Source organism: Segatella copri (assembly GCF_024330485.1).
GTDB classification, from domain to species: domain Bacteria; phylum Bacteroidota; class Bacteroidia; order Bacteroidales; family Bacteroidaceae; genus Prevotella; species Prevotella copri_L.
In genome coordinates this window covers 553,570-565,902 of record NZ_JANDWX010000001.1, presented here as the reverse complement: position 1 = coordinate 565,902, position 12,333 = coordinate 553,570, and the positions used below count along the sequence as shown (strand labels likewise).

The following is a 12,333-nucleotide window of genomic DNA, read 5'->3' as shown; positions in this document are numbered from 1 at the left end:
AATAATAAAAAGGAATGATTACAGTACAAAATCTTGCGATCCAATTCGGAAAGAGAGTGCTTTACAAGGATGTAAACCTCAAGTTCACTCATGGTAATATTTATGGTATCATCGGTGCTAACGGTGCCGGAAAATCTACTTTCCTCCGCGCTATCAGCGGCGACCTTGAACCAAACAAGGGTACAGTAGAAATGGGACCAGGCGAGCGACTTTCTGTCTTGGAACAGGACCACTTCAAATATGACGATTTCCGCGTGATGGATACCGTTCTGATGGGCCATCAGCCATTATGGGAAAACATGAAGGAGCGCGAGCGCCTCTATGCTAAGCCAGAGATGACAGAAGAAGATGGTAACCTCGCTGCTGAGCTGGAGCTCAAGTTTGCAGAAATGAACGGTTGGGAGGCTGAAAGCAATGCCGCACAACTTCTGCAGAACCTCGGTGTAAAGGAAGACCGCCACGACAAACTCGTAGGTGAACTTTCAAACACAGAGAAAGTGCGCGTGATGCTGGCGAAGGCACTCTTCGGCAACCCAGACAACCTCCTTCTCGATGAGCCTACCAACGACCTCGACCTCGACACAGTTGAGTGGTTGGAAGAATATCTCAGCAACATTGAACAGACCGTACTCGTAGTATCTCACGACCGTCACTTCCTCGATGCTGTAAGTACCCAGACCGTAGATATCGACTTCGGTAAGATTACGATGTTTGCAGGTAACTACTCTTTCTGGTACGAGAGTTCTCAGTTGGCTCTCCGCCAGGCTCAGAACCAGAAGATGAAGGCTGAAGAGAAGAAGAAGCAGTTGGAAGAATTCATCCGCCGATTCTCAGCTAACGTTGCCAAGAGTAAGCAGACAACATCCCGCAAGAAGATGCTGGAGAAGCTGAACGTTGAAGAAATCCGTCCATCAAGCCGTAAATACCCAGGCATCATCTTCCAGATGGACCGTGAGCCAGGTAACCAGATTCTGGAGGTAGAGGGACTGAAAGCATGCGACGAAGACGGAACAGTGCTCTTCGACCATGTAAACTTCAACATAGAAAAGGGCGAGAAGGTAGTATTCCTTTCTCACAATCCTAAGGCGATGACCGCACTCTTCGAAATCATCAACGGCAACCGAAAGGCTGACGCAGGTGACTACAAGTGGGGTGTTACTATCACAACTGCTTATCTCCCACTCGATAATACAGAATTCTTCCAGAGCGACAAGAACCTGGTAGACTGGTTGAGCCAGTATGGTCCAGGTAACGAAGTTGCCATGAAGGGCTACCTCGGAAGAATGCTCTTCAGCGGCGAAGAAGTACTGAAGAAGGTAAATGTCCTCTCCGGAGGTGAGAAGATGAGATGTATGATTGCACGCATGCAGTTGCAGAACGCCAACTGCCTGATTCTTGATACACCAACCAACCACTTGGACCTGGAGAGTATTCAGGCATTCAACAACAACCTGGTAGGTTTCAAGGGCAATATCCTCTTCTCTAGCCACGACCACGAATTCATCAACACCGTGGCAAACCGTATCATCGAGCTCACTCCATCAGGCACCATCGACAAGCTCATGTCTTATGATGAGTATATCTACGATGAAGCTATCAAGGAGCAGAAGGCTAAGATGTACGGATTTTAAACAGAAAGTTATTCTGCTGTTTTAAACAGCAACCACAAATTATCTTATAATTTAATTGTGCCAATTCGATGAGAATCGGGTTGGCACACTTTTTGTCAAACAACCAATAACAAGAATTATCATGTTTAAAAAATTTAAGACTATGTCAAAAGAAAAAGAAATCAATATAGAGGACGGAAACGTTCAGGAGACTGTTCAGAATGAAAATAATGAGCAGACAACTCAAAATGAAAATACTGAGGAAAATCAGAATACTGACAACAAGGCAGAAGAAGGTGACAACAATACAGACGCTGCTGACAAGAAGGCAGAAGAGGTTGATCCTTTAACAAAAGCACAGCAAGAGGTAGAGGAACTCAAGAAACAGTTGCTCTATAAGACTGCTGAGTTTGAGAATTACCGCAAGCGTACCCTCAAAGAGAAAGCAGAACTGATTTTGAATGGCGGCGAGAAGACTGTAGCTGCTATTCTGCCTATTCTCGACGACTTTGAGCGTGCCATCGCTGACAAGAGCGAAGACCCTAAGGCTATCAAGGAAGGTGTTCAGATGATTTTCAACAAGTTCGTAAAGACACTCGAAGGTCTTGGCGTAAAGAAGATTGAAACCAACGACAAGGATTTCGATGTAGATTTCCACGAGGCTATTGCTATGGTTCCAGGAATGGGCGATGACAAGAAGGGAAAAATCATTGACTGCGTCCAGACAGGTTATACGATGAACGACAAGGTGATTCGCCATGCCAAGGTAGCTGTAGGTCAGTAAGAAAGAAATATCAAGAATTATTTTTCAAAATCCAGAACATTCTATTAGAATTCTGTAAGAAAATTCAATATTTGAAATAAGCAAATGGCTAAGAGAGACTATTATGAGGTGCTGGGCGTAGACAAGTCGGCATCAGAAGACGAAATAAAGAAGGCGTATCGAAAGATAGCCATCAAGTATCATCCAGACCGCAACCCTGGCAACAAAGAGGCGGAAGAGAAATTCAAGGAAGCTGCCGAAGCTTACGAAGTTCTCCACGATGCCCAGAAGCGCCAGCAGTATGACCAGTTTGGTTTCGACGGCCCACAAGGTGGATTCGGCGGATTCGGCGGTGGTGCCAGCATGGACATGAACGACATCTTCTCTATGTTTGGAGATATCTTTGGCGGACACGGCGGTTTCAGCGGCTTTGGTGGCGGCGGATTCGGTGGCGGCTCACAGAAGCGGGTTTACCAGGGTGGCGACCTTCGCGTAAGAGTAAAACTGACTCTCCAAGAGGCAGCAACAGGTGTTACCAAGCGCTTCAAGATCCGCAAGGATGTAACTTGCTCTGCATGTCACGGAACTGGTTGCGAAGGTGGTGCCCAGCCAGAAACATGTCCGGAATGTCATGGAAGCGGCTATGTCTTAAAGACGGTGCGCAGTATGTTCGGCATGATGCAAACTCAGACTGCCTGTACAAAGTGTGGCGGTGAGGGAACTATCATCAAGAACAAATGTAAGGAATGCGGTGGCGACGGAATCGTGAAGGGCGAGGAACTCGTAGAAATTAATATTCCTGCAGGTGTCGACAACGATATGGTTGTTACCGTTGAAGGAAAGGGTAACCAAGGCAAGCACAATGGTCTCTACGGAAACCTACAGGTAATGGTAAGCGTAGAAAAGAACGATGATTTCGAGCGTGTTGGTCAGGACTTATACCATAATCTTGTTCTTGACTTTGCAACTGCCACTTTGGGTGGCGAGGTAGAAGTCCCTACTTTGGATGGCAAGACGAAGATCAAAATAGAACCTGGCACACAACCTGGCAAACAGATCCGTTTGCGTGGCAAAGGTATGCCGGCTATTAAGGGATATGGTTATGGCCGTGGTGATATTATCGTCAATATTACCGTTTTCGTACCTACCTCTCTGACCAAGGAAGAAAAGGATCTTGTTGTGAAATTCAAGGAATGCGATAATTTCAAAGCAGATAATGCAGAGAAGAAATCTCTCTTTGAAAGTTTCAAGAATCTCTTTAAAAAATAAACAGTAAAGAGCAATCCCCGAAGAGGGCGAACTATCTTCGAAAGAACGGTTCGCTCTTTTCGGGGATTATCTGTATATATAATAAGGTATAACATGAATTATCAAGAAACTGTTGAATATCTTTTCACCAGCACGCCGGTTTTTGAAAAGATTGGAGCCAAGGCATACAAACCTGGGCTTGATACGATGTATAAAATGGACGAACACTTCGGACATCCTCATAACCAATATAAATGTATCCACATTGCAGGAACCAACGGAAAAGGTTCTTCATCCCATACCCTTGCTGCAATCCTGCAGAGCCAGGGCTATAAAGTCGGCCTGTTCACATCTCCACATCTTGTAGATTTCAGAGAACGCATTCGCGTAAATGGTGAGATGGTAAGCGAAGAGTATGTAATCGACTTTGTAGAAAACAACCGGAAATTCTTCGAACCGCTACATCCTTCGTTCTTTGAACTGACCACCATGATGGCATTTCAGTATTTTGCAGAACAAAAGGTAGACTTTGCCGTCATCGAAGTTGGATTGGGAGGAAGACTGGATAGTACCAACATCATCACTCCTATCCTATCCGTTATCACGAACATCAGTTTTGACCACACCCAATTCCTCGGGAATACACTCGGCGAGATTGCAGGCGAAAAGGCAGGTATCATCAAGCCACAGATTCCTGTCGTTATTGGCGAATGGAACGAAGAGACCCAACCTGTATTCATCAAGAAAGCCCATGAGCAGAATTCTCCTATCCATTTTGCACATGCAACTGACGCAGACACGAACTTCGAACTGAAAGGCAACTATCAGAAAAAGAACTTCTGCACCATATCCGCAGCCGTAGAATGCCTGAAGGAAGAAGGAATAGAAATCAAAGATGAAAGCATAAAGAACGGCTTCGAACATGTATGCGAGCTGACAGGCTTACGTGGCAGATGGGAAAAACTCAACGAACACCCTCTCACCATCTGTGATACGGGACATAACCTTGCCGGATGGGAGTATCTGGAGCCTCAGATTGCATCCGTCAAAGCCGATACGAAACATATTGTCTTCGGAATGGTTGATGACAAAGATGTAGAGCATGTAATGGGACTATTAGAAAAGTTGCCAAAAGAAAGCACGATTTTCTATTGGACACAGCCATCAACCAAAAGAGCGATTCCTGTAGACAAATTATACGGATACGCACAAAAGCACGGCTTAAACGGAACATGCTATCAAACTATCGCACAGGCATTTAACAAAGCAAAAGCAAACGCAAAAAAAGATGATTTTATCTTTATTGGCGGATCAAGTTACGTCGTTGCCGATTTGCTATCAGAATCATTTTAGGATTTTTTAAATCAAAAAGTTCATAAAATATTTGTAATACTCATTTTTTTTTAGTTACTTTGCAGTACATTACTTAAACCAAAGTAAGGTAACTAAAAAAAGTGAGATATTATGAATACAGAACCAGCAAATAAGTGTGGTTTGAAAAGAGAAGATTTTCAGACCACAGTGAATGGCAAGAAGACTGATCTCTTCGTGTTAAGAAACAAGCAAGGCAACGAAGTTGCAGTGACTAACTATGGTGGAGCAGTCGTAGCCATCATGATGCCTGACAAGGATGGCAACTATGCCAACCTCATCCAGGGTCATGACAACATACAGGACGTCATCAACTCACCAGAGCCATTCTTGAGTGTGCTCATCGGTCGTTATGGCAACCGTATTAAAGAAGGCAAGTTCATACTTCACGGCAAGGAGTATCACTTGGCATGCAACGATGGTCCCAACCACCTGCATGGTGGACCTACAGGTTTCCACACCAAAGTTTGGGATGCAACCCGCATGAGTGATAGCGCTGTCGTGTTGAAATACACGAGCCCTTATGGTGAAGAAGGCTTCACTGGTGAGTTGACAGTTTGGGTAGCTTACACATTGACCGACGACAATGAGTTCGTTATCAAGTATCAGGCTACAACCAACAAGACAACCATCTGCAACCTGACACATCACGCTTTCTTCTCAATTCAGGGTATTGCTAATCCTACCCCAACAGTTGACAATATCATCTGTGAGGTAAACGCAAACTACTATCTCCCTATTGATAAGTATTCTATCCCTACAGGTGAGATTTTGAAGGTTGAGGGCACACCATTCGATTTCCGTACACCAAAGCCAATTGGTCAGGACATCAATGCAGACAACGAGCAGATCAAGAATGGTCAGGGCTATGACCACAACTATGTATTGAACAAGACAGAAGAAGGTGAGTTGAGTTTTGCTGCCCGTATAAAAGACCCTGTAAGCTGCCGTACCATGGAGGTTTATACCACAGAACCAGGTTTGCAGATGTACACAGGTAATTTCCTTGCAGGTATCTCAGGACAGTTTGGTGCAACATTCCCACGTCGCAGTGCAGTCTGCTTCGAGGCACAGAAGTTCCCAGACACTCCAAATCACACCTATTTCCCAAGTTGCAGATTAAATCCGGGTGAAACATACACCCAGAAGACAATCTATAAGTTTGGAATTGACAAATAAATCAGAATAAATCATGGAGCAGGTACTCTAAACAGCACTTGCTCCATTTTCGCGCTTGAATGACAAACCCCATCTAGCGCGACAACAATCTTAAAGAGAAGTCTTAACGTCTTTAAAGAAGAAACAACCTCTTAGAAGAAAAGAGTAGCAACCTCTTTACCATAAAAGAGAATCAATAACCTCTTCAAAAAGAGTATAAACAAGCTTTTCGCAAATAATAATAACAAATAACAATATCAACTATCAAAAAAAATGGAAAACCAAAGTAAAAATGGCAATATCATCGCCATTATCACGATGATGTTCCTCTACGCCATGATTTCGTTCGTAACGAATTTGGCTGCTCCTATCGGAGTTATTTGGAAAAATGTATTCGCTGACAGCGGAAGTGCTAACATGATCGGTATGTTGGGTAACGCCATGAACTTCTTGGCTTACCTCTTCATGGGTATCCCTGCAGGTAAGTTGCTCACCAAGATCGGTTACAAGAAGACAGCCCTCACCGGTATCGCTACCGGATTCGTAGGCGTGCTCATCCAGTTCCTTTCAGGTAAGTTCGGTGCCGACATCTCAGGCTTCGCCGTTTACCTCTTCGGTGCGTTCATCTCAGGTTTCGCAGTATGTATTTTGAATACTGTCGTTAACCCAATGTTGAACCTCATCGGTGGTGGTGGTAACCGCGGTAACCAGTTGAACCTCATCGGTGGTACATTGAACAGTTTATCCGGAACTTTAACCCCAATGCTCGTAGGTGCCCTTATCGGTACTGTTACTGCTAATACCAAAATGGTAGATGTGAACCTCGTACTTTACATTGCCCTTGCCGTATTCGCAGCAGCATTCGTTATCTTGAACTTCATCCCTATTCAGGATCCAGAGATGGGTAAGACTACAGACAAGACTGTATTCGAGCATTCACCATGGGCTTTCCGCCACTTCAACCTCGGCGTTATCGCAATCTTCGTTTATGTAGGTGTTGAGGTAGGCATTCCTGGAACATTGAACTTCTACATTTCTGATACAACAGCAAATGGTGGTGGTTTCATCAATGGTACAGCCTTGGCAAATGCAGCAGCTATCGGTGGTTTCGTTGCAGGTACATACTGGCTCCTGATGCTGGTTGGTCGTCTTTGCTCTAGCTTTATTGCTGACAAGGTATCTAGCCGCATGATGATGATGATTGCCAATGGTGCAGGTATGATCTTTATCGTCCTCGCCGTACTTCTCGGCAAGTCAACAACAGTAGAAATGCCTGTATTTACAGGTACATCATTCCAGATGGTAACAGTGCCTATCGCTGCCATGTTCCTGGTACTCTGCGGTCTCTGCACTTCTATCATGTGGTCTTCTATCTTCAACCTTGCTACTGAGGGTCTTGGCAAGTATACAGCCCAGGCTTCAGGTATCTTCATGATGATGGTAGTAGGTGGCGGATTGATGCCATTGGTACAGAACTTCATCGCAGACAACGCTGGCTATATGGCTAGTTACATTGTGCCTCTCATCTGTATGGCATACATGTTCTTCTATGCTGTAGCTGGTTGCAAGAACATCAACAAGGATATTCCTGTTGATTAATAACGCGAAATAAATTAGCCCTAAGGCTTATATAGTCTTGGGGCTAAATCATATAATCAAATCTTTAGTAACAACACAACAAAAACTTAACTAATTATGGATATTGAAAAAGTAAGAAGCCGATTCATCAAGCATTTCGATGGTAAAACAGGTAACATCTACATGTCACCAGGTCGTATTAACTTGATTGGTGAGCATACCGATTATAATGGTGGATTTGTTTTCCCAGGTGCAGTAGATAAGGGTATCATGGCAGAAATCCGTCCTAACGGAACAGATACCATCATGCTCTACTCTATCGACTTGAAGGACCGTGTAGAATTCAAGGTTAATGATCCTGAAGGTCCACGCGCTTCATGGGCACGTTACATCTATGGTGTTTGCCAGGAGATGAAGGCATTGGGCGTTGACGTAAAGGGTTTCAATGCAGCATTCTATGGTGATGTGCCTCTCGGTGCAGGTATGTCTTCTTCTGCTGCTCTTGAAAGCTGTTTTGCTTTTGCTTTGAACGACCTCTTTGGGGACAACAAGGTTTCTAAATGGGATCTCGTTCTCGCTGGTCAGGCTACTGAGCACAAGTATGTAGGTGTTAACTGCGGTATCATGGACCAGTTTGCTTCTGTTTTCGGCAAGGAAGGTAAGTTGATGCGCCTCGATTGCAACAGCCGCGAATTTGAATACTTCCCATTCGAGCCTAAGGGCTATAAACTCTGCCTGGTAAACTCTAAGGTAAAGCACGAGTTGGCAGGTTCTCCATACAACGACCGCCGCAACTCTTGCGAAAATGTTGTTAAGCACATTGCAGCAAAGCACCCAGAAGCTAAGTTCGAAACTCTCCGTGATTGCACATGGGAGCAGTTGGAAGAGGTTCGCGCTGAGGTAGGCGAAGAGGATTACAGCCGCGCTCACTTCGTATTGGGCGAGAAGGACCGCGTTTTGGCTGTCTGCGATGCTCTTGAGAAGGGTGACTACGAGACAGTAGGTCAGAAGATGTACGAGACTCACCACGGCTTGAGCAAGGAATATGAGGTAAGCTGCGAGGAACTCGACTTCTTAAACGATGTTGCTAAGGAGAATGGTGTTACTGGTAGCCGTATCATGGGCGGTGGCTTCGGTGGCTGCACCATCAACCTGGTAAAGGACGATATCTACGACAAGTTCGTTGAGGACGTTACAGCTAAGTTCACAGCTAAATATGGTCATGCTCCAGAGATTTACCCTGTAATAATCTCTGAGGGTTCTCACAAGGTTTGCTAATATATACATTATATATAATATAAGGAACTGCAGTTAGTATTGCTAACTGCAGTTTTTTTTTGTCCCAAATAAGACAAAAACAGGCGTTTTCATACAAATAGTGTTAAAAAGACACTTTAGAAGAAAAAAAGTTAGGGAAAACTCTTGCAGATTCGAAATAAAATTGTAATTTTACACCCAAAATGAATAGACAATAAAAAACAGCCTAAAAATGAGTACATTTAAGACCCTATTTATGGGAGTTGGTTTTGCGGCTATCGCTACCCTCTCAGCTTGTTCATCAAGCAGCAATGCAAGTCTCACACAATCTGGTTTGAATCCAGCAGATTTCGATTCAACAGTATTGGGCAAGAAGACTGAGTTAGTAACTCTCAAGAATGCAAACGGCATGGAAGTTTGCCTCACCAATTATGGTGGACGTGTCGTTTCCATTTCCGTTCCAGACAAGGACGGAAAGCCAACAGATGTGGTTCTTGGTTACGATAATATTCATCAGTATGCTGACACCCTTAACTCTCCTTCAGATTATGGTTCTTCTGTAGGACGTTATGCCAACCGTATCAAGGATGCTAAACTTTCACTTGCTGGTTCAACATACCAGTTGAAGGCAAATGATAATGGCAACTGCCTGCATGGTGGTGGTGCTACAGGATGGTTGAACCAGGTTTACGACATTACAGAGAAGAACGACTCATCCGTTACCTTCACTATCAATGCGAAGGATGGTGAGAATGGTTTCCCTGGCAACGTAACAGCAACAGCTAAATATACAGTCAAGAGTGACAACACACTCGACATCGAGTTTGGCGCTACAACAGACAAAGAGACCGTTGTCAATATGACCAACCACAGTTACTTCAACTTGAATGGCGATCCATCTAAGGAAGGTTTCGATCAGGTAATGTACATCAATGCAGATAAGTTCACTCCTGCAGATTCACTTTACATCCCAACTGGTGAAATCAAGAGTGTCGATGGAACCCCTATGGATTTCCGTAAACCTGCAGAAATCGGGAAGAAGGTTGATTATAACTTTGATCAGATTAAGAATGCCACAGGTTACGACCACAACTGGTGTTTGAACACATATAAGAATGGTAAGGGCGATGACAAAACAGTTTGCGCAAGCCTCTACTCACCAAAGAGCGGTATCCTTCTTGAAGTATTTACCAACGAGCCAGGCATTCAGGTTTACACCGGTAACTTCCAAGGCACAGGTATTGCCTGCAAGCATGGCATCAAGTATCCTAAACACGTAAGCGTTTGCTTCGAGAGCCAGAAATATCCTGATTCTCCAACCAAGATTGCTCAGGGCGTAAAGGATTGGACAGATGCCACATTGAAGCCAGGAGAGAAATACTATTCTCACCTCGCTTACAAATTCAGCGTTAAAAAGTAAGCGTAAGTTAGTTTAAAAGTTAGCGAACCGGCGGATAAAGTCCGCCGGAACAGCTAACATCCAACAAGAAGTTTTCGCAATGAAAAAAAAAAACGAAATGTGCTGGATAAGAAACTAACATAATAAGCATCCAATAAAAGAAAAGAATAAACAAATAATAATAAACAAACAATCTTATAGTAATTATGAATTGGAATTCAACAGAATTCGTATGGCTTGATTGGGCTATACTCGCCATTGGTGTAATCGGCGTAATTTGGGCTGTCTGGCACGCAATCGTGAAAGACAGAAAGGCTCAGAAAGGTGAAGACTCTTCTGCCTACCTCTTCGGTAAGGGTGAGCCATGGTATGTAATCGGTATGGCTATCTTTGCTGCCAACATTGGTTCTGAGCACCTCGTTGGTTTGGCTGGTACAGGTGCCAAGAGTGGTGTCGGTATGGCACACTGGGAGATGCAGGGCTGGATGATCCTCATCTTGGGTTGGCTGTTCGTACCTTTCTACCAGTTGCTCATCAACAAGATGGGTAAGATCATCACCATGCCAGACTTCCTGAAGTTCCGCTATACCCAGCGCACAGGTTCATGGCTCTCTATCATCACCCTCGTAGCTTACATCCTTACTAAGGTGAGCGTTACAGCTCTTACAGGTGGTATCTTCTTCGAATATCTTTGGGGTTTGAACTTCTGGGCAGGTGCTATCGGTCTGATTATCCTCACCACCATCTTCACCGTATTCGGTGGTATGAAGGGTGTGATGACATTGTCAACCATCCAGACTCCTATCCTCGTCATCGGTTCTTTCCTCGTACTCTTCCTCGGTCTCTCTACCCTCGGCGGTGGCAGCATCTCTGCCGGTTGGGCCGACATGATGGATTACTGCGGCAAGTTGAACAACGGCTACGGTACAACCCACATGTTCCACTGGGAGGCAGGTGACTCTATGTATCAGGAGTATCCTGGTTTCGTAGTATTCATCGGTGCAACCATCATCGGTTTCTGGTACTGGTGTACTGACCAGCACATCGTTCAGCGTGTACTCGGTCAGGTTCCTGGCGAGAGCAACGTAGAGGTTATGAAGCGTGCCCGCCGCGGTACTATCGCAGCCGGTTTCTTCAAGGTACTCCCTTGCTTCATGTTCCTCATTCCAGGTATGATTGCAGCAGCCTTGGCTCAGAAGGGCGCTATCCAGATGAACGAGACTGATGCAGCCTTTGCCATCATGGTAAAGACCGTACTTCCTGCAGGTATCAAGGGTATCGTAACAATCGGTTTCATCTGCGCACTAGTTGCTTCATTGGCAGCATTCTTCAATAGCTGTGCTACCCTCTTCACCGAGGACTTCTACAAACCATTGAAGAAGGGCATGTCTGAGGCTCACTACGTACTCGTTGGCCGTATCGCTACCATTGTAGTTGTAGTTCTCGGTTTCGCATGGTTGCCAATCATGATGAAGATGGATACATTGTACAACTATCTCCAGGGTATCCAGTCACTTCTGGCTCCAGCCATGGTAGCCGTATTTGCAATGGGTATCTTCTTCAAGAAGATTACTCCAAAGGCAGGTGAATACACCATGATTACAGGTTTCCTCATCGGTATGCTCCGCCTCGTTACCAACGTTATTACTGACACAGGTAAGGCAACAATGGATGGTGCATTCTGGGATTACACCGCATGGTTCTGGCAGACCAACTGGCTCGTATTCGAGTGCTGGTTGCTCGTATTCCTCATCATCTTCATGGTAGTAGTAAGCTGCTTTACTCCAGCTCCAAGCAAGGAGCAGGTAGAGGCAATCACCTTCACATCAGACTTCAAGAAGTCTATCCGTGAGAGTTGGAGTGCCTTCGATATTATCGGTACCCTCGTAGTAATCGGCCTCTGCGCAGCATTCTACGCATACTTCTGGTAAAATATTATTCACGTCAGG

The 12,333-nt window shown here is 44.8% G+C and carries 9 protein-coding genes; all 9 read left to right on the top strand.

All coding sequences use genetic code 11. From position 1 onward, the window contains the following. The first annotated feature begins 14 nt into the window (after positions 1–14). Positions 15–1,631, top strand: coding sequence for an ABC-F family ATP-binding cassette domain-containing protein (locus NNC77_RS02235; RefSeq protein ID WP_153118466.1), 1,617 nt, complete (start codon positions 15–17; stop codon positions 1,629–1,631). 142 nt (positions 1,632–1,773) lie between these two features. Continuing rightward, on the top strand, positions 1,774–2,394 hold the full coding sequence (locus tag NNC77_RS02230) for a nucleotide exchange factor GrpE (RefSeq protein WP_117726911.1): 621 nt from the start codon (positions 1,774–1,776) through the stop codon (positions 2,392–2,394). Positions 2,395–2,478: 84 nt separating this feature from the next. Then, a complete protein-coding gene (gene dnaJ, locus NNC77_RS02225; RefSeq protein ID WP_254969725.1) occupies positions 2,479–3,642 on the top strand; it encodes a molecular chaperone DnaJ in 1,164 nt (387 codons plus the stop codon). A 93-nt stretch (positions 3,643–3,735) separates the two neighbouring features. After that, positions 3,736–4,974, top strand: a complete 1,239-nt coding sequence (locus NNC77_RS02220) for a bifunctional folylpolyglutamate synthase/dihydrofolate synthase (protein WP_153081485.1) — start codon at positions 3,736–3,738, stop codon at positions 4,972–4,974. A gap of 111 nt (positions 4,975–5,085) precedes the next feature. Further along, a complete protein-coding gene (locus tag NNC77_RS02215) occupies positions 5,086–6,171 on the top strand; it encodes an aldose epimerase family protein (protein ID WP_006846772.1) in 1,086 nt (361 codons plus the stop codon). 252 nt (positions 6,172–6,423) lie between these two features. Beyond that, positions 6,424–7,749, top strand: coding sequence for an MFS transporter (locus NNC77_RS02210; RefSeq protein ID WP_006846773.1), 1,326 nt, complete (start codon positions 6,424–6,426; stop codon positions 7,747–7,749). A 96-nt stretch (positions 7,750–7,845) separates the two neighbouring features. Continuing rightward, positions 7,846–9,006, top strand: a complete 1,161-nt coding sequence (galK, locus tag NNC77_RS02205; RefSeq protein ID WP_254969726.1) for a galactokinase — start codon at positions 7,846–7,848, stop codon at positions 9,004–9,006. Positions 9,007–9,217: 211 nt separating this feature from the next. Further along, positions 9,218–10,405, top strand: coding sequence for an aldose epimerase family protein (locus tag NNC77_RS02200; protein WP_117586871.1), 1,188 nt, complete (start codon positions 9,218–9,220; stop codon positions 10,403–10,405). A 185-nt stretch (positions 10,406–10,590) separates the two neighbouring features. Further along, a complete protein-coding gene (locus NNC77_RS02195) occupies positions 10,591–12,315 on the top strand; it encodes a sodium:solute symporter (RefSeq protein WP_254969727.1) in 1,725 nt (574 codons plus the stop codon). Positions 12,316–12,333: the final 18 nt, after the last annotated feature.

Bases quoted from the DNA above. Each gene is read 5' to 3' on its own strand.
- NNC77_RS02230 (WP_117726911.1), top strand. From the start codon at position 1,774: ATGTCAAAAGAAAAAGAAATCAATATAGAGGACGGAAACGTTCAGGAG.
- galK (WP_254969726.1), top strand. From the start codon at position 7,846: ATGGATATTGAAAAAGTAAGAAGCCGATTCATCAAGCATTTCGATGGT.
- NNC77_RS02220 (WP_153081485.1), top strand. From the start codon at position 3,736: ATGAATTATCAAGAAACTGTTGAATATCTTTTCACCAGCACGCCGGTT.
- NNC77_RS02215 (WP_006846772.1), top strand. From the start codon at position 5,086: ATGAATACAGAACCAGCAAATAAGTGTGGTTTGAAAAGAGAAGATTTT.
- NNC77_RS02200 (WP_117586871.1), top strand. From the start codon at position 9,218: ATGAGTACATTTAAGACCCTATTTATGGGAGTTGGTTTTGCGGCTATC.
- dnaJ (WP_254969725.1), top strand. From the start codon at position 2,479: ATGGCTAAGAGAGACTATTATGAGGTGCTGGGCGTAGACAAGTCGGCA.
- NNC77_RS02235 (WP_153118466.1), top strand. From the start codon at position 15: ATGATTACAGTACAAAATCTTGCGATCCAATTCGGAAAGAGAGTGCTT.
- NNC77_RS02195 (WP_254969727.1), top strand. From the start codon at position 10,591: ATGAATTGGAATTCAACAGAATTCGTATGGCTTGATTGGGCTATACTC.
- NNC77_RS02210 (WP_006846773.1), top strand. From the start codon at position 6,424: ATGGAAAACCAAAGTAAAAATGGCAATATCATCGCCATTATCACGATG.